The organism is Acinetobacter terrae, assembly GCF_013004375.1.
Taxonomy (GTDB): Bacteria; Pseudomonadota; Gammaproteobacteria; order Pseudomonadales; family Moraxellaceae; genus Acinetobacter; species Acinetobacter terrae.
In genome coordinates this window covers 91,028-110,500 of sequence record NZ_JABERI010000030.1, presented here as the reverse complement: position 1 = coordinate 110,500, position 19,473 = coordinate 91,028, and the positions used below count along the sequence as shown (strand labels likewise).

At 39.8% G+C, this 19,473-nt stretch carries 17 protein-coding genes and 1 tRNA gene; 9 read left to right on the top strand and 9 right to left on the bottom strand.

Going from position 1 to position 19,473, the window contains the following annotated elements; all coding sequences use genetic code 11:
* Positions 1–6: 6 nt before the first annotated feature.
* From HLH14_RS12600 to HLH14_RS12580, 5 genes are all read right to left on the bottom strand, one after another.
* Entirely contained in the window at positions 7–1,329 is a 1,323-nt protein-coding gene (locus tag HLH14_RS12600) for an ATP-binding protein (RefSeq protein WP_067723952.1), read from the bottom strand.
* 12 nt (positions 1,330–1,341) lie between these two features.
* Positions 1,342–2,019, bottom strand: a complete 678-nt coding sequence (locus HLH14_RS12595) for a response regulator transcription factor (protein WP_067723951.1) — start codon at positions 2,017–2,019, stop codon at positions 1,342–1,344.
* Positions 2,020–2,028: 9 nt separating this feature from the next.
* A complete protein-coding gene (locus HLH14_RS12590; RefSeq protein ID WP_067723950.1) occupies positions 2,029–3,696 on the bottom strand; it encodes a phosphoethanolamine transferase in 1,668 nt (555 codons plus the stop codon).
* A gap of 116 nt (positions 3,697–3,812) precedes the next feature.
* Complete coding sequence (locus HLH14_RS12585) at positions 3,813–4,949, bottom strand: porin (RefSeq protein WP_067723949.1); 1,137 nt, start codon at positions 4,947–4,949, stop codon at positions 3,813–3,815.
* Between the two features lie 142 nt (positions 4,950–5,091).
* On the bottom strand, positions 5,092–6,339 hold the full coding sequence (locus HLH14_RS12580; protein ID WP_067723948.1) for an MFS transporter: 1,248 nt from the start codon (positions 6,337–6,339) through the stop codon (positions 5,092–5,094).
* A gap of 146 nt (positions 6,340–6,485) precedes the next feature.
* Here HLH14_RS12580 and HLH14_RS12575 point away from each other — a divergent pair, with 146 nt between their 5' ends.
* The 5 genes from HLH14_RS12575 (at position 6,486) to putP (ending at position 11,206) form a co-directional block, all read left to right on the top strand.
* Positions 6,486–7,112, top strand: coding sequence for a lysophospholipid acyltransferase family protein (locus HLH14_RS12575; RefSeq protein WP_067723947.1), 627 nt, complete (start codon positions 6,486–6,488; stop codon positions 7,110–7,112).
* Between the two features lie 64 nt (positions 7,113–7,176).
* Complete coding sequence (locus HLH14_RS12570; protein ID WP_067723946.1) at positions 7,177–8,094, top strand: patatin-like phospholipase family protein; 918 nt, start codon at positions 7,177–7,179, stop codon at positions 8,092–8,094.
* A 98-nt stretch (positions 8,095–8,192) separates the two neighbouring features.
* Positions 8,193–8,666, top strand: a complete 474-nt coding sequence (locus tag HLH14_RS12565) for an NfeD family protein (RefSeq protein WP_067723945.1) — start codon at positions 8,193–8,195, stop codon at positions 8,664–8,666.
* Positions 8,667–8,680: 14 nt separating this feature from the next.
* A complete protein-coding gene (locus HLH14_RS12560; protein WP_067723944.1) occupies positions 8,681–9,535 on the top strand; it encodes an SPFH domain-containing protein in 855 nt (284 codons plus the stop codon).
* A 180-nt stretch (positions 9,536–9,715) separates the two neighbouring features.
* Complete coding sequence (gene putP, locus HLH14_RS12555; protein ID WP_067723943.1) at positions 9,716–11,206, top strand: sodium/proline symporter PutP; 1,491 nt, start codon at positions 9,716–9,718, stop codon at positions 11,204–11,206.
* An 82-nt stretch (positions 11,207–11,288) separates the two neighbouring features.
* On the opposite strand, the gene HLH14_RS12550 is transcribed toward putP, so the two are convergent.
* A complete protein-coding gene (locus tag HLH14_RS12550) occupies positions 11,289–12,197 on the bottom strand; it encodes a polyprenyl synthetase family protein (protein WP_067723942.1) in 909 nt (302 codons plus the stop codon).
* A gap of 144 nt (positions 12,198–12,341) precedes the next feature.
* Complete coding sequence (prpF, locus tag HLH14_RS12545) at positions 12,342–13,532, bottom strand: 2-methylaconitate cis-trans isomerase PrpF (protein ID WP_067723941.1); 1,191 nt, start codon at positions 13,530–13,532, stop codon at positions 12,342–12,344.
* A 320-nt stretch (positions 13,533–13,852) separates the two neighbouring features.
* Here prpF and HLH14_RS12540 point away from each other — a divergent pair, with 320 nt between their 5' ends.
* From HLH14_RS12540 to HLH14_RS12525, 4 genes are all read left to right on the top strand, one after another.
* Entirely contained in the window at positions 13,853–15,208 is a 1,356-nt protein-coding gene (locus HLH14_RS12540) for an amino acid permease (protein WP_067723940.1), read from the top strand.
* A 90-nt stretch (positions 15,209–15,298) separates the two neighbouring features.
* Positions 15,299–15,374, top strand: a tRNA-Arg gene (locus HLH14_RS12535).
* Positions 15,375–15,548: 174 nt separating this feature from the next.
* Positions 15,549–16,766: a tyrosine-type recombinase/integrase gene (locus HLH14_RS12530; RefSeq protein WP_171533178.1), complete on the top strand. Its 1,218-nt coding sequence runs from the start codon at positions 15,549–15,551 to the stop codon at positions 16,764–16,766.
* A gap of 94 nt (positions 16,767–16,860) precedes the next feature.
* Positions 16,861–17,592, top strand: a complete 732-nt coding sequence (locus HLH14_RS12525) for a Fic family protein (RefSeq protein ID WP_171533177.1) — start codon at positions 16,861–16,863, stop codon at positions 17,590–17,592.
* 117 nt (positions 17,593–17,709) lie between these two features.
* On the opposite strand, the gene HLH14_RS12520 is transcribed toward HLH14_RS12525, so the two are convergent.
* Positions 17,710–18,243, bottom strand: coding sequence for a hypothetical protein (locus tag HLH14_RS12520; RefSeq protein ID WP_171533176.1), 534 nt, complete (start codon positions 18,241–18,243; stop codon positions 17,710–17,712).
* 1 nt (position 18,244) lies between these two features.
* Positions 18,245–18,973, bottom strand: coding sequence for a hypothetical protein (locus tag HLH14_RS12515; protein WP_171533175.1), 729 nt, complete (start codon positions 18,971–18,973; stop codon positions 18,245–18,247).
* Positions 18,974–19,473: the final 500 nt, after the last annotated feature.

Below are 19,473 nucleotides of genomic sequence, written 5' to 3'. Positions count from 1 at the left end.
GGATTTTTAAATCTGCTTGACCAGTGGCAATTGGATATTCACCTGTAAACCTCCCAGACTTTCACTCCTTGAAAAAGATATACTGCCGCCTAATCGTTCCGTGGCTTTATCGACAATAGAAAGTCCCAAACCGCTACCCATTTCTAAATGATGGTGAATACGATAAAAGCGCTTAAGAATTTGCTCGTGTAACTCGGGTGCAATCCCCGGCCCACTATCTTCAACTTGAACCATGGCAAAACCTGCCTGTTCAAATACAGAAACATTAATCACGCCTTGATTCGGTGTGTATTTAATCGCGTTATCAATCAGATTAAAAATAATGGAATGAACGGCTGATTCTTGACTATTCAGCAGCACATCTTCTTGGCGCTCCATGCCCAAATCAATTTCTTTTTGCATGGCTAAATGAATCAACTGTTCAACGCAATTAGCTGCCACCTGATTGAGTAAAAACTGCTGTTTAGTTTCCATATTCAAAATTGAAGCATCTTGTTTAGCCAGATTAAGTAACTGGCTGACCAGATGTTGAATCCGAATTAATCCTTTACTCAAATTCTGTAAATCGTGATCTTCTGGAAATTGTTTTAACAGAATTTTCATTTGTAAATTTAATGCAGTGATGGGCGTGCGTAATTCATGTGCGGCATCGGCAATAAATTGTCGCTGTTCCTGTTGCGAATGTGAAATACGCTCAAACAAATGATTCATTTCAGTGATGGTCGGAACAATTTCCACAGGATAATCACTGAGTTGGATGGCACTTAATTCGTTTGAATCTCGTTGTGCCAATTCAGCTTTAAAATCATCGAGTGGCTGTAAACTTCGGCTAATAATCCAGCTTAAACCCCAAATCACAAAAGGCATAAACAGCAGATAAGGAATAAACATACTGCTAGCAAGCTCTAATGCCAAACGCTGCCGTGTCGATTGCTGCTGGCTGACCTGAACCTGATAATGCTCTAAAGGTAAAACATAAGTATGCCAAATGTCTTGTGCGGTTTTGTGGGTGTAAAATCCTGCTTTATGAACAGGATGGATCAACAAATCTAAATCATGCGTTTTATGATCTTGATTGGCATAAGCCCAGACATCAACAAATAAATCTTCTTCATGATAATGCTTGGATGGATCAAACTGGCTTTGAACCGGTTCAGGATCATGGGCAGCGACGCGTTCTGCCAAATTTTGCATCTGCGCATCTAAAACTTCATTAATTTCTTCCAGTGCAATCCGATAAGCAGAAAAAATCAGCAGGCATCCCAAGGCAATACTAAAAACAGAGATATAAATAATCAGGCGTTTTTTTAATGAATACTGTGATTGCACCAGTTGCTGACCTTATAGTTGTCCGAGTCGATAGCCTAACCCGCGAATGGTGCGAATAAAATCTTTACCCAGTTTGGCGCGTAAATGATGCACATAGACCTCAATGGTATTACTGCTCACTTCGCTATCTAGATCATACAATTTATCTTCTAAATTGGCTTTAGAAAAAATCTTGTTCGGATGACTGACTAAAGGAATCAAAATCGCCCATTCACGATTGGAAAGGTCGATATATTGCCCCTTAAACTTGGCAATATGCTGCTCCACATCCAGAACCAAATCACCATAACGAATGATTTGCGGACTGTCTTGAAATGCTGATTCTGCACCACTACGGCGTAATAAGGCATGAATGCGCGCCAACAATTCATCAAACTCATAGGGCTTAATCAAATAGTCATCGGCCCCATTGTTCAAGCCATCCACACGGTTTTGTAATTGATCACGGGCGGAAATAATCAGAACAGGTAAAGCTGGCCACTGCTGACGAATTTGTTTCAGTACCTGCATACCATCCATCATCGGTAAACCAAGGTCAAGCAAGACAATATCAAATTTTTCTTGGGTCAGTTTTTTTAAACCATCAATCCCATTGTTGACCCACTCCACATCAAATTGCTGATATTTCAACAAAGTCATGCTCGATTCAGCAATCATAAAATCATCTTCAATCATTAATATTTTAGTCATGCTTTAAACTCACGCTTTCTTTTTTGATTCACACTGCTGCAACATATTATTTTGTTCATCAATAACTTGGGTTTTAACATCTAGCAGACTTAGCAGACTTGGGAACAAGTTATCTTGGCTTAATTCTTTGCTTTTTTGCTTAGCTAAGCAAGTGATTTGTGCAGAATTGTGTTGAGCCCATTCCGGTGAAAACCACATCAACATTGGAATATGGGTTTGTTGCGTTGGTGCGATCGCATACGGTGAACCATGTAAATATAAACCATGTTCCCCTGTCGATTCACCATGATCGGATAAATACCAAAATCCAGTTTGATAGGTGGTATTGCCTTTTAACACTTGAATAAGCGAGCTTAAAACATGGTCGGTATACACAATCGAATTATCATAACTATTCAATAATTCTGTGCTGCTACAGCCTTGAATCGCATTGCTATCACAGCTGGGTTTAAAAGGTTGAAATTTATCTGTTGAACGCTGGTAATAAGCCGGTCCATGACTTCCCATTTGATGGATCACAATTAAACGCGGTGTCTTGTCAGTTTTAGGAATAGCCGCAAGATAGGCTTTTAAACTATCCACCAAAATTTCATCGTAACAATCACCATCTTTCGCACACCATTTATCTTTTAACTGTTGTGGAATTTGATACTGTTCAACTCGGTTACAGGTACCTTTACAGCCTGAATTATTATCCATCCACGTCACTTTATAGCCCGCTCTCTGTGCAATATCGAGTAATCCTTCGCGGTGACTGGCAAGCTGTTCATCATAATCTGCACGTGGCATTCCAGAGAACATACACGGTACTGAAACCGCTGTTGCCGTACCACATGAACTCACCTGATTAAAATTAATGATATCCAGTTTAGAGAGTTCAGGGTTGGTATTTTTGGCATAGCCATTTAAAGAAAAACTTTCTGCACGTGCAGTTTCACCCACCACCAAGACCATCAATTTTGGTTTATTCTGCTTAGCCGCTGGCTGAAGCAAATGGGCATCTTCACCATAAGTGACTAAAGGCAAATTCTGCACAGGTTTAGATTTACGATAATAAGAGAGTGTCGCTGAAATGGTGTTTTGTGGAGAAATCATGCCTTTTAAATCACGATGTTCACGAAAGATCGCGGCATAATCCACATAAAAGAGAAATAACAATCCACCTACCAATAACAATGAAATGCTGCTATTAATGAGTTTTTTAGTGACTTTAGGTAAGAAAACTTCAGGCTTGATACGAACCAAAGCAACCAAAATGAGTGGGCAGATCACAAATACCAATGTCCATAAAACAAAGCGTAAAGACAATAAGCCCCGGACTTCACGCGCATCAGTTTGCATCATATTCTGAACTTGTTCAGGTGAAATCACCACGCCCAGACTATTGACAAAATATGCAGTAAAACCGCCAATGAAAATTAATAAATAGGCAAAGATTTTTGCATTCCATTTCCATTGGATCAATTGAAAAATGAAGTTATAAGCTGCAACAATCACCAATACAGTCGCGATTAAAAACAAGTAGACTTTAGGACCTTGATACGGAGTCAAGCTTTGTATTTTTTGAAAAAAAGCAAAGTTCAGAACCACACCCAACCAAATCGCCAGCAATAAATTAAACTGGCTTAATGAAATCGGCTTTATCTTATTGCGTATTAGACTGATTATATTTGACATGATTGGACTAATCTTTTTACTGATATCTTAATCTAAAATACAAAACTTAAAACTCACTTAATAAAAAATAATAAAAAAGGCGATGTTTCCATCGCCTTTTTAAATCTAAATAAAAATTAGAATCTGTATTCTAGACCTGTACCTAATACAGGTTGTTTATCTTCTTTAGAACCTTGTTCAAGCGTTAAATAACCTGCATACCCATATGCCTTAACTTGCTTGTTAAATGCATAATCAAGACCTGCAAGAATTTGTTTCGCTTCAAAGTCATTGGTATCCACTGCATTCGATTTAAATGCTGTGGTATTTTGACTATATTGAGCTTTTACAGTCCAAGCCTTTGCTGTTGGAAGATTATATTCAGCACCCAACAACCACCCTTGAGCATCATCAATCGTATTTGCTAAAGTTGCTGTAGCAGGATTTGCACTTGGACGACCTACATCTGAAGTTTGATAAAGTGCACGTAAAGATAAGCCATTGTCTAAATTTAAACGGCCAATTGCACGGATCGTATCAGCTTCAATGGTCTGATTTAGAGCTACAGTATTTTCTGTAGAGGTTGCATTTAAGAAACCTTTACCATTGAAACGACTCGGGATGGCTTTGTCATAACCTAAACCGACGACAAAAAGATTATCTGTATACGTTACAGAAGTAGACCATGAATCCCCTAAACCACGACCCGCGACCTTGGTACCACCTTTAGTCGCTTTAATCGTATCGCCTTCACCTGTTGCCAATAACGCTTTTGCTTCTAATTTACCGGTACCAATTTTGAATGCAGGTGTCTCATATACAAGAACATTATCAATACGGTTTTCACCGGCTAAGATACCGTGTACATCTGCTGAATTTTCAATGTAATTATTAAAGGTATCTACAATTGCAGATAATTGTTTCACTGGCGTATCAATTTTACCGGCTTTTAAAGCCCCTAATTTTTCGTCTTTAAGACCCACTAATAAGTTACGTGGAACAAAGACATCTGTACCGTTTTCACCATCATCTACATAAAAAGTAAATTCCGCTTGATACAAAGCACTTAAGCGATCTGTAAGTTTTTCCTCACCTTTTAAACCAATAAACGAGTTGTTTGAACTGAGTTCAACCACATCACGGTCTGCTGTATTAGCATTGTTTTCTGGCAAGTAATCTATAGTTGCATCCACTTCCCCATAGAAAGTTGGCGCGGCAAAAGTAGAGCCTGCAAATAGAGTTAAAGCAATTGCTGCTGCAATTTTGGTTTTCATTTTTAAATACCCCTAAGTTATTTTGTAACAGATGTTACTGTTTAGACATATTTTAAAAAATGATTTAATTTTTATTTAGTTATCTTTTTTAATTGTTAGATTTTAAATAGATATTCAATTGAATTAAAAAGCTTTTATTTGATTATTGTGCTGTGCTTTTCCATCTAAGAATAGGTAATAAGCAGATCACTGTAACTATAGTGATTAAGGCTAAATACGCTGCATATCTCAAAAGATCACCCAATATTCCACTTAGGCTATATAGTCCCCCACTCACCGTCGCCATCAGAGCCACCTGAAAAGTAAAATCTGTTCCTGCCAAATGTTTGCGACTGTATTGCATTACCAAAGTCAGCATCACCACCAATAACATGGCTGAAACCATATCTTCAGCAGCATTAATCAAATAAATTATCCACGGCTTAACTAGCTGTTGTGACTCATATTGAAATGCCAACCATGTGTATGCAGCCAAACTGAAAATTTTTAATACAGAAAAACTTAAGAGCGCGTTTGCACGAGAAATATACTTCAGACTCAGTCCGGCAAATCCTGCTCCAATTAAAGCCGCTAATGCCCCAAGCATGGTTACATAGATGCCAATTTGGGAAAATGTTAATCCTAAATCGACCATTAAAGGTTTAAGTAAAGGACCTGCTAAACCATCGGCAATTTTAAAAGTGATCAGTACCCCTAACCATAAAGCCAAATTACGACTTTGATGAAAATAAGCCAGATAACTTTTTACTTTGCTCCAGCTAAATTCTTGGTTATCAGCCACTGGTTGAATATGCTGGAATCGAGTGGGTTCTTTAAAGTATAAAACAGGCAGTGTATTTAAAAGAACCAGCCCTGCCAAAACTAAAAAAGTGATTTGCCAATCTAGCCAGTCCAATGCCCATAAAATCGCGCCACCACCGACAATAAAACCCAGCCGTGAACCAATCACCTGAAAAGTATTGCCCCAATGCTGCTGTTCATTTTTAAGAATATTCACCGCTAAGCCATCGGTTGCAATATCTTGGGTGGCACCGACTAAATTCATACTGAGTAAAGCCACAAAAAATGCCAATAAATACTCAGGTTGATTTAAAGCCTGGATCGGTAGAAAGGATAAGCCGATGAGTACAACCACACTCAATAACTGAGTCGGAACAATCCAGCTACGGTAATGTCCAAAAGCGGAATATCCAAAACGATCGACCCACGGCGCCCAAAAAATTTTAATCGACCATGGCAACATCAACAATCCAAAGCCACCAATCTGTGCCAGTGACACCCCTTGGGCACGTAAAATCACCGGTAAAGCATGCGTCATAAAACCAACAGGTAAACCTTGCGCCCAATATAAAGAGAACAACAGGATATAGATGTTACGTGTACTCGGCATAGTCTGCCCTTATGATCAAAACCGGATTGATTATTTTTATCAAGCAAGCTGAATTGGAGTTTACATTTTGCCAATGAATCTTATTTAACAAAAGCTTAACATAATTAAAACGCGATAAACTTTTGTCAGGGAGGCGGATAATCACCATGTCAGCACATTTCCCAACATTGCCCGATCAAGTGCCTGCTCGCGGTAGCAGCTTGAGCCGAACTATTTTCAAAAAATTATTTCTGGCCCAAGGCTGGAGTTTTGAAGGTGAATTTCCCAACCTGCCTAAAGCGGTGGCAATTATTTCTCCGCACACATCGAATATAGATGCGTGGCATGGTTTTACCGCGCTGCTTGGACTGGGCATTAAAATTACCGTTTTTGGCAAACACACTTTATTTAAAACCCCGCTTAAACCCTTACTCAAATGGATTGGCGTAATCCCCGTCAATCGTAGTATTCAACAAGGCACAACTCAGCAAATTATCGACTTCATTGATACTCAAGATCAGATCTGGGTCGGTATGGCACCTGAAGGAACACGCAAACAGGCGGAATCGTTTAGAAGTGGTTTTTACCGTATTGCAGTGGGTGCAAATCTCCCGATTGTGATGTTTTCACTAGATTATGAACATAAAGCGATCCACTGCTTGGGCGTGTTTCAACCGACTGGCAATTATGAACAAGATTTAGAACAGATATTGAACCGATACGTGGGGAAATTTTCTCCGAAAAATCCACAGTGGTTGGCCAAACCGTTACAAAATCGTATAAAAAATAGCTAGTCATAATGACAATTATCTGCTCTCATGTGCGCAACTTTTGTCTATTTAACGTCCAACCTCAACTATGAATCTTGTGCAATACTCTTTCATTGGTCTCCTTGCGCTTAGCCTGATCGGCTGTGATAAAGCCACTAAAACCTCACCACAAACAACAACCATAAAAGCACGTGAACCAGTAGTTGCCATTGCTCTAGGGGGTGGCGGAGCCAAAGGTTTTGCCCATATTGGGGTATTGAAAGTTCTAGAATCACATGGCATTAAACCGAAAATTGTCACGGGCACCAGTGCCGGTAGTTTTGTTGGCAGTATTTATGCCAGTGGAAAAACACCTTACCAACTGCAGCAAATTGCCCTTACGTTAAAAGAATCTGACATTCGTGATTTAACCTTAAACAGTCAAGGCGTTGTGCAAGGTCAAAAATTGCAAAACTATGTCAACAAACACATTGCCAATAAACCGATTGAGCAATTTCCGATTCGTTTTGCCGCAGTGGCGACACGCCTGGACACGGGTCGTAAAGCCGAATTTATTAAAGGCAATGCAGGTCAGGCAGTTCGTGCCTCATGCAGCATTCCGAATGTATTCGTACCTGCAACGATTGGTGGAAAACAATATGTTGATGGCGGTTTAGTTAGTCCGATTCCAGTGAAAACAGCAAAAGATATGGGTGCAGATATTGTCATTGCCGTGGATATTTCTGCACGTCCAGTCGGTGGAAAACCTCTGAACATGTGGGGTTTGCTCGATCAAACCATTAATATTATGGGACAGCAAAGTATTAATGAAGAACTCAGTCAAGCCACTGTGGTGATCCAGCCTAAAGTGGGACACTTGGGCACATTGGATTTGAAAGCCAGCAATCAATCCATTTTAGAAGGTGAAAAAGCCACCCAACTGAAAATCATTGCGATTGAAAAAGCCATTACCGATTTTAAAAAGTCCCCAGCCGCGTTCAAAGCTGTACCAAAAGCCAAAATTTAAAAAAGATGCTTTTTTAATATTCAAAGACTTACTCATCTGCTAAATTGATATAGACGCTTGGTTATCTATATTAATTTTAACAATACACGAGTAGATGTATGGAATTTGCTTTCGAACCTTGGCATTGGTTTGTATTGGGTATTTTGCTCATTCTTTCTGAATTGGTAATCCCCGCTTTTGCTGCACTATGGTTTGGTCTCGCAGCCATCATGGTGGGTGTTTTACTTTGGATGTTCCCGATGATGGGCTTCATCACTCAAATCGTCACTTGGATTATTTTATCCATACTGTGCACTTTACTGTGGTTTAAATTTATTAAGCCACTTTCAATCGATAAAACCAAAGCCGGTTTATCTCGTGAGGCGACTATTGGTCAGGTCGGTATGGTCATTCAAACCCATATGGAACATGATCTGATTACAGTCCGTTTCCCCATGCCGGTTTTGGGCTCTGATGAATGGAACTGCCGGACCTTAACACCCGTTCAGGTGGGCGATCGGGTTCGCGTGGTCGATATTCTAGGCAATGATCTCGTGGTCAAGCCACACCATTCACATAATGAAAATACATAAAGCGAGGAAATAACATGTCTGGTGGATCTATTATTGTTTTAGCCATCTTGGTTTTTGCAGGTGTCACTATTTTTAAAGGTGTGCGCATTGTTCCTCAAGGGTATAAATGGATTGTACAACGTCTGGGTAAATACCATACCACCCTGACACCGGGTCTGAATTTTGTGATTCCTTATGTAGATGAAGTTGCTTATAAAGTCACCACCAAAGACATCGTGATGGATATCCCATCTCAAGAAGTGATTACCCGAGATAACGCCGTTTTACTGATGAATGCCATGGCTTATATCAATATCACTACACCAGAAAAAGCGGTCTACGGTATTGAAAACTATACCTGGGCCATTCAAAACCTGGTACAGACTTCACTTCGTTCAATTGTCGGTGAAATGGATTTGGATGATGCGTTGTCATCACGTGATCATATTAAGGCAAAACTTAAAGCGGCCATTTCTGATGATATTTCGGATTGGGGTATTACGCTAAAGACTGTTGAAATTCAAGATATTCAACCATCAAGCACCATGCAATCGGCGATGGAAGCGCAAGCAGCAGCTGAACGTCAGCGCCGTGCTACCGTGACCAAAGCAGATGGGGAAAAACAGGCGGCTATTTTGGAAGCAGATGGTCGTTTAGAAGCTTCACGTCGTGATGCTGAAGCACAAGTGGTCTTGGCTGAATCATCACAACGTGCCATTGAGATGATTACTTCTGCGGTCGGTGATAAAGAAGTCCCTGTTGCTTACTTGCTGGGTGAACAGTATGTCAAAGCCATGCAAGAGATGGCGAAATCCAATAATGCCAAAACTGTCGTGTTGCCTGCAGATATCATGAATACCATTCGTGGCGTGATGGGTCGTAATCCATAAAGCTCTGCATTTTTTCTATAAAATAGACAGCATTCGCTGTCTATTTTTATTTCGGTTGCGAAAAACTCTGCAATCATTGTGAAATTATGATTAAATTTCGCGTTATTTTTTGAAATTATTTGTGCTTCTTTTTATAAGCCTTTGTTTCGATCTACTGTCCACCTTGTAAATGGATACCGTATGAGCTCCCTGAATCCGACCTTAATTACCTTTCTTTTTTATATTGTCGCCATGATTGTGATTGGCCTCATGGCTTATCGCGCGACAGCCAACTTCTCTGATTACATTTTAGGGGGTCGTCGTTTAGGTAGTTTCGTAACAGCGCTCTCTGCGGGTGCTTCAGATATGAGTGGCTGGTTGCTCATGGGACTTCCTGGCGCAATTTATCTTTCAGGTTTATCTGAAATGTGGATTGCGATTGGCTTGATTATTGGTGCATGGCTGAACTGGCGACTAGTTGCCGGACGTCTTCGTGTTCACACCGAAGTTCAGCACAATGCCTTGACCTTGCCAGACTATTTCTCCAATCGTTTTAATGATCAAAAGAAAATTCTGCGTATTACATCTGCTTTCATTATTTTGATTTTCTTTGCCATTTACTGTGCTTCAGGCATGGTTGCAGGCGCACGTTTATTTGAAAGCATGTTTGACATGTCCTATAGCACGGCGCTTTGGGTCAGTGCGATTGCCACCATCAGTTATGTGTTTATTGGTGGCTTCTTGGCGGTCAGCTGGACAGATACCATTCAAGCCGGCCTGATGATTTTTGCCTTGTTGCTGACTCCTGTGGTTGCTGTCTTAAGCTTTGCTGACATGAATCAAGTGACTTTGGCACTTGAAGCTGCTCGCCCACAGGCAACTGACGTGATTGGCAATTTAAGCTTTGTTGCGATTATTTCATTATTGGCGTGGGGCTTGGGTTACTTTGGTCAGCCGCATATTCTTGTGCGTTTTATGGCTGCAGATTCGGTCACCTCCATTCCAAATGCACGTCGTATTGGCATGACCTGGATGATTCTGTGCTTAGGCGGAGCAGTGGCTGCCGGTTTCTTTGGTATTGCCTACTTCCAGCAACACCTTGAACTTGCCGGTGCCGTGACCGCCAATCCAGAAACCGTGTTTATGGAACTGACCAAAATTCTGTTTAATCCATGGATTGCAGGGATTGTCTTGGCTGCCATTTTAGCCGCAGTGATGAGCACCTTAAGCTGCCAGTTACTGGTTTGCTCAAGTACTTTGACCGAAGACTTTTACAAATCATTCTTACGCAAAAATGCAACGCAAACAGAATTGGTTTGGATTGGTCGTTTAATGGTGCTACTGATTGCCCTGCTTGCGATCTGGATGGCAGGAAATCCTGAATCTAAAGTCCTCGGCTTAGTGGCTTATGCTTGGGCTGGCTTCGGCGCTGCCTTCGGTCCACTGATTATTCTTTCATTGTTTTGGCGCCGCATGACGCTAAATGGCGCACTTGCCGGTATGCTTATCGGTGCGGTTGTGGTCATCCTCTGGAAAAATATGTTCAGTGCTACCGGACTGTATGAAATTATTCCTGGCTTCATTTGCTCACTGATTGCCATTATCGTAGTGAGCTTAATGGGTAAAGCACCCACCGAAGAAATCACCACACGTTTCGATGAAGGTGATCGTTTATATCAAGACTCTAAATAATCTTTAGTGCATAAAAAAGAGGACGCCATGTCCTCTTTTTTTAATTCATTTTTTCTAAATTACACTTTCTAAAGCCCAGTATTTAGCTTTTACGCGACAATAAAAATTGTGAAATCTGATTCAGTTCAGCTGCGTTGTCACCAAAAATGGCTAAAGCACTAAAGGCCTGATCATGTAATTCTTTGGCATAGGCTTGCGCATTGTCTAAGCCCATTAATGCAGGATAAGTCGATTTATCCACTTGCTGGTCTTTACCTGCAGTTTTCCCCAACACTTCTGTATCGGAAATAATATCCAGAATGTCATCTTGGACTTGGAAAGCCAGTCCAATCGCTTGCGCATATTCACGTAATTTAGGTATCGCTTGATCGGTGCCTTCAAACACACATACCGCAGCCATCATCACCGCAGCAGAAATTAAAGCACCGGTTTTATTACGGTGAATATTTTCCAAAGCTTCTTGATTAACATGCTTGCCTTCAGCCTGTAAATCCAGCACCTGACCACAAACCATTTTTGAACTGGCTGTCGCCAAAATCTGCATCTGTTTTAAAATAATCGATGGATCAACCGCAGGACCTTGATCAAACAGGCGGCTGCCTAATATTTCAAAGGCCATCGACTGCAAAATATCACCGGCAAGTAATGCTGTATCTTCACCAAAAGCCACATGACAGGTCGGCTGACCACGACGCAACAAATCATTATCCATACACGGTAAATCATCATGTGCCAGTGAATAGCAATGAATCATTTCAATGGCCACTGCCGCACGGCGTACTGCAGCAAAATTTGCATTCTGCTTGATGGCCGCTGTTGCATAACAAAGCGCTGGACGTACACGTTTACCACCGAGCATCACCGCATGATGCACAGCGCCTTTCAGCGGTTCTGGAATGGAAAATGCATCTAATGTGGTCAATAAATCTTGTTGAATACGTTGCTGTGCTTGGGTTAATACATTTGCATGTACGTCAGTTAAAGATGACACATTCGCCTCGAATACTTTGCTTTGGTTCGTAGATCTAAAAATCAGAAATCAATGATTGATCTAATATACAGCGCTCTTGTCATCATCGACAGAGAACTTGCGACTCATGATACTGCTTTCTCGCAAGATTCTCTATCTTGTTTACTACTTCAAGCTATCTTCAGGAATTCGAACCCAGCCTTCCATTAACACTCGTGCGCTACGGCTCATCACCGCCTTTTTCACATGCCATTGTCCATTTTCTTGAACCGCTTGCGCACCGACACGTAAAGTCCCTGAAGGATGACCAAAACGCACCGCTTCACGCGCTCCCCCACCCGCAGCCAAATTCACCAATGTTCCCGGAATCGCAGCGGCAGTGCCAATAGCAACAGCCGCCGTCCCCATCATGGCATGATGTAATTTCCCCATCGACAAGGCACGAACCAGTAAATCGACATCAGTGATTTGAATGTCTTTACCGCTTGAAGATGTATAGGCTTTAGGTTTAGACACAAAAGCAATTTTAGGCGTGTGTTGACGTTTTTCAGCTTCGGAAATGTCCCGGATTAAGCCCATATGTTTTGCCCCATAGGCACGGATGGTTTCAAAACGAGCCAATGCCTTAGCATCGCCATTAATAGCATCTTGTAATTCAGTTCCTGTATAGCCAATGTCTTCAGCATTCAAGAAGATGGTCGGAATACCGGCATTAATAAAAGTAGCCTGGAAAGTACCAATATTGGGAACTTCAAACGTATCCACCACATTTCCAGTCGGGAACATGGCACCGCCATCCTCACCATCATCTGCAGGATCTAGAAATTCAATCTGAACTTCTGCTGCAGGGAAAGTCACGCCATCCAGTTCAAAGTCCCCGGTTTCCTGCACTTGTCCATGGGTGATGGGCACATGCGCAATAATGGTTTTTTGAATATTCACTTGCCAGATTCGCACCGTACACATGCCATTTTCAGGAATCCGCTCTGCACTGACCAAGCCATTGGAAATTGCAAATGAACCTACGGCAGCCGTTAAGTTGCCACAGTTACCACTCCAGTCAACAAAAGGCTGATCAATCGCAACCTGTCCAAATAAATAATCCACATCATGATCTGGTTGTGAACTTTTGGCCAAGATCACGGTTTTACTGGTACTTGAACTTGCTCCACCCATGCCATCAATTTGCTTGCCGTATGGATCCGGACTGCCAATCACACGTAACAACAATTGATCGCGAATTGTTCCAGGCTGCTGTGCGGCTTGTGGTAAGTCATCGAGTTTAAAGAACACACCTTTACTTGTACCACCACGCATATAAGTTGCTGGAATTTTGATTTGTGGAGCAAAACTCATTTCATTGATCCTTGATATTTATCATTGTTTTAAACAACATCTGGGCAATGTTGATCACTTTTATCATAATGCTTTTTTCAGCAAAAACCTTCGCTACAGGACTTAAGTATAAAAAAGAAACGCTTAATAGCATTGATAAAAACCCTTTATAACTTACAAGTTATTGCATTAATAAAATTAATCTATTGATTCATTTATTAATTATCTACAAACTTTATTCTTCACTTATTCACATAACAATGACCATGGTAGTGTTGTACTAGGCTAATACAAATCAATCCATTACAATCACAAACTTATCCATTGTCGGGCTGAGTACTTTGAACAACGAGTCTTCTACACTTCAGCGTGGCTTAAAGAACCGTCATATCCAACTCATCGCCATGGGCGGAGCAATTGGTACAGGCTTATTCTTAGGTTCCGCACAGGTGATTCAATCTGCAGGTCCTTCCATCATTTTGGGTTATGCCATTGGTGGTTTGATTGCGTTTTTAATCATGCGTCAACTGGGTGAAATGATTGTACATGAGCCTGTAGCAGGATCATTTAGCCATTTTGCCTTTAAATATTGGGGGAAATTTCCCGGCTTTTTAGCAGGTTGGAATTACTGGATTTTATATATTTTGGTGGCCATGACAGAGCTTACTGCTGTCGCCAAATATATTAATTACTGGTGGCCTTTTATTCCTGCCTGGGCATCGGTACTGTTCTTTTTCGTTGTGATTACTTTAGTCAATCTTGGCAATGTGAAATTTTATGGTGAATCAGAATTCTGGCTTTCCATCATCAAGGTCACTGCGATTGTATCCATGATCGTGTTCGGTTTGTATTTATTATTGACCGCCGATGCAGGCTCAACTTCTTCATTTAGCAATCTTTGGACTCATGGTGGATTCTTCCCGAATGGCTTTGAAGGCTTATTCTATATGCTCGCCTTCCTTATGTTCGCCTTCGGGGGTATAGAGCTGATTGGTATGGCTGCAGCAGAAGCTAAGGATCCTGAGAAAACCATTCCTAAAGCCATTAACCAGGTCGTTTTCCGTATTTTGCTGTTCTATATCGGTTCATTAACGATTCTTTTATCGTTGGTGCCATGGAATCAGCTTGATTTAGGTGGTTTGGATAAAAGTCCATTTGTGATGATTTTCAGTCAACTCGGTATTGGCTGGGCAGCTCATTTACTAAATTTCATTATTTTAACCGCTGCGCTGTCTGTTTATAACAGTGGCATGTATGCCAATAGCCGTATGCTTTTCGGCTTGGCACAGCAAGGTAATGCACCCAAGGTATTCCAAAATGTGAATAAACAAGGTGTTCCTATTCCTGCTGTTTTATTTTCAGCACTGTTAATTTTTGGTTGCGTACTTTTAAACTACTTTGTTCCAGAAGATGCCTTAAACCATTTGATGTATGTGGTAGTTGGTGCATTAGTTTTAAACTGGGCGATGATTACGTTGACTCACTTGAAATTTAAACAAGCCGTTAAGCAAGCATCAATCCAGACCAAATTCCCTGCACTTTGGTCTCCCATCAGTAATTATCTCGTTCTGATCTTTATTGCGACCGTACTTTATATTATGTGGACGCAAGGTTTTAAAGAATCTGTACTGATGATTCCGATATGGATTGTGGTGATGTTCGGCTTATTTAAAGTACTCAAGATGAGTAAATCTTAACCAAAACCATAAAGATCTGACTTTTAAAAAGTTATTGTTTCGACAATAACTTTTTTTTTATCAGTATTTGCGCTAAATTAGCTGCGCATTGTGCCCTTAGCTTAACTGGATAGAGCAGTTGCCTCCTAAGTGACCGACGCGGGTTCGACTCCCGCAGGGCGCACCATGTTATGGTTTATTTTCAACCTCCCCAATCCATACAGGTATAAAATAACCAATAAAATCATTAGTTTGATAAAAATACCGTCTATTCCAGTCTAAAAATTACTTTTGGAATCTATATTTTTTTGCGGTAATTTTTACGGTAAGATGTATTACCGCAAAAAACTCTACCGTAAAAATGCCAAAAATCGTTATACCTCTTACAGATACAAAGATCAAAACAACTAAAGCTAATCCGGATCAAATACAAAAATTAGCTGATGGTAACGGTCTTTTTCTAACCATTTCTAAAACAGGTGACAAAACTTGGAGATTTGATTACTCACGTCCCTATACCAAGAAAAGGAACTCATTAAGCTTTGGTTCCTACCCTAATGTGACCTTAGCTCAAGCACGAATCAAACGAGAAGAAGCTCGCACACTACTTGCTCAAAATATCGACCCACATATAGAGAAGAAAAGAATTGAGAATGAGATATTTAATGCAAATAAGAATATTTTCAGTGAACTCGCTAAGGAATGGATGAGTAAACAAGAGTTTGCAGAATCTACGCTTAGAGGTCAGCAAAGCTTGTTAGAAGTCATTAATCAACATATTGGTCTAATTCCTGTTCATGAAATTAAACCAACAGATATCCTTAAAGTTTGTCAGATTTATGAAAAAGAAGAAAAACTAGAGACAGCCAAAAAAGTTAAAGTTAAATGTGGTCAGATATTACGTTATGCAGTTTCTATTGGACTCTGTGAACGTGATGTCACTCAAGACTTAAGAGGCGCTTTAAAAACACCTAAAGTAACGCATATGGCGGCTTTGGTAGAACCCAAAGACTTTGCCCAACTGCTACAGGATATCGATCACTATCAAGGTTCTGCAATCACTCGCTATGCCCTGCGTATTGCACCACTGATTTTTGTTCGCCCCGGAGAGCTCAGACATGCCCAGTGGAAGGATATTGACCTCGAACAAGGTTTATGGAGCTATACACCGCCAAAGACAAAATCTAAAACAGGTGTCCAGCATATTGTCCCGCTGTCGACTCAAGTCATTCATTTATTGTCTGAACTGGCTCAAATTACGCGATATAAAAGTGAATATGTTTTTCCGGCAACCACATCAAACTTAAAACCGATGTCTGAAAACACTATTAACCAAGCTTTACGCCGCTTAGGCTATACAAGTGAACAAGCGTGCGGTCACGGTTTCCGAGCATCCGCACGTACAATTTTAGAAGAGGTTTTGGACTTTCCAATTGAATTGATTGAGCAACAACTTGCCCATCAGGTAAAGGATATGCATGGTCGTGCTTATAACAGAACTAAGCATTTAGAAAAGAGAAAAATAATGATGCAGAAATGGACGGATTACTGTGAACAAATTAAAAAGGACTGTGCATGATTGATTGTTTTCCTAAATTTATAATCTACATAGTCTCAGAACATCGATTCAGTTATTATCGTTTTTTATCTCATAATCTTTCAGAGTATTTATCGTGTTTGAGACTATCGATTCATTAAAAAATAAACTTGATGCTCAACGCCCTCTATCACCTTCTGTCGTTAAAAATTTACAAGAAGATTTGATTCTGCGTTGGACATACCACTCCAATGCGATTGAAGGCAATACACTTACTCTACTCGAAACAAAAGTTGTTCTTGAAGGAATTACTGTAGGTGGCAAAGCACTTCGAGAGCACTTTGAAGCGATTAATCATCGTAATGCGATTTACTACGTTGAAGATATCATCAAAAAAGAAGAGCCTTTTTCTGAATGGCAAATTCGCAACATTCATCAACTGATTTTAAAAAACATCGATGATGACAATGCCGGTCGATACCGTCAGCAGAATGTGCTCATTTCAGGTGCTACTAGCACACCGCCCGATTACACTTTACTGAATGACAAGATGGCTCACTTCGTAGATTGGTATAATTTAGAATCTAACCAATTACATCCTATTGAACGAGCAGCAAAAGTGCATGCTAACTTCGTAGGCATACATCCTTTTATTGATGGTAATGGCCGCACCTCTCGCCTACTCATGAATTTAGAATTAATGAAAGCTGGCTATCCACCTTGTGTGATTACAGTTGAGAATCGTCTTGCCTACTATGAAGCTTTGGATCAATGGATGGTCTTTGGAAAGACTGAGGCATTTAATCAATTGGTTGCTGATGGTGTATTGGAAGGGTTTAAGCCTTATCAGGTTGTTTTAGGGATTTAGTATCATTCCAATTTCATATTTTCTCTAATCTATTTTTTGCTTCGGGCTTTTGGAATATTAAATAGCCCACCAGATGTGGGCTATGAATTTCGGGTATTAAAAATAGCTTAGAAAAGTTTAATTTAATTCCTTTATTACATCATCTAAATACCAATCTTTGGCAAAGTTATTTAGATCTTCCATTTGCTTACCCATTACACCAAGCCATCCCCCCGTCCATGCTCCATACATACGCCCCCCCCCTAAAGAATATACATTTTCAGGTATTGTTCTTAATGTATAAATTGGATTTTGAAATTCGTATTCATTTCCAAGCTTCTGAAAATAATCACCTTTAAAATAAAACTTATCACTGCCTTTATAGGCTAAAACCACCTTGTCAAAGTTTTTATTTTTTATTTTTTCTGAGAATTGCAACATTATACGTGTTACGTCAGCAGTACTGTTTTCACCAGATATACTTCTTAAATCATATTCCAATTGAGTTGGATTAATAAACCATTTGTAGTGAACCCAAACCTTTAAGCCTTTATTTCTTGAATCAGCTGCCAAAATACTCCCCATATGTCTTTGAAGGGAAATATAGTTAATTGCCAAAATACTCAGCACAATAATAAGCAAACCGATAATTGTTTTGGATATCTTGGTCATGTTACTGCTCCTCTATTTCAGTTACTTCAGTAACCTCTGGTTCATTCATTACTGCCGCTGCTGCTGCCGCTTCTGCTGCATCAATCGCTGCCTCTGCTGCCACACTAATCGAGTCTGACTTTATTTTTTTAATTTTCGGGATATTCCAGTTTAAACCTGAAGGGGAGAATTTAAATTGCTGCGCACCTTCTTGATAAAATGGAAGTTCAATTATTACGGCTTTTGCTTTCGAAAGAGATCGTATAAACTCATTGATATCAGTGTCATATTTGATAAATAAAACGTCACTAGAGTAGTCAGAAGTACTAGCCAGTGCGATATTTTCAACTGCCTTATTATCAAATTTTATCGAGGCGTAGCAATTATCTGAAATTGTATCGCATGAATATTGTCCTTTACTCACAACAAACATTACTTCTGGGGATTCACCCGTCTTTTTTCTCAATGTTATTCTTAAGTTTGATCCACCATCATAAGGAAAGTCGAATTGCACCTGATTGTCTGAATCAATTGATGCAAATCTCGAATCAATTCCTCGCATCTCATCTGTACTTTCACTATATACCCAGTTTGTTGTAGGTTTTAATGGCTCTAACTCCTCAGCAACCGCACTCACATCCACTGGTATTTGATTCTCTTCACTAATATTATTTACTGCATTATTATTTTTCCCACACCCAACAATAGCCAAGCTCAGACCCAAAATACTAACAATTAATACTTTTCTCATGTGAATACTCTTTATATCTAATACCAAGATAATAAAGCATTTTCTAGTGATTTTTTTGGAGAATTTAAAAACTATCCTATCGTGTAAAATCTTTAAAGCCACAGCAGAGCCTTTTCTAAAAAAGGTGGAGTATGTCGAGAGTCTTGGTAGCTATTTAATATTTGTTATTTCTTGTCTTAAATTTATTTGTATAAGATAGATAGAAAATGATTGAACTTTTTAAAATTAAAGATCATTACCTAATCTCAAATAAATTTTAAAAAAATGACAAAAAAATCCCATACAGTGAGGTATGGGGAAAACTAAAAACATCAGTTTTAGATTAGGAAACTACAGCAAGTTTCTATTAATTATTTTGTATACAAATCCATTATTACACACTGGCAAAACATACCAAAAATAAAAATAATGAGAAATAAATCAAGTTTTTATACAATTGTACTTAACTATCTATCAGACGTAATTAATCGTATTTATTAATTAATTTAAAACTTATTATT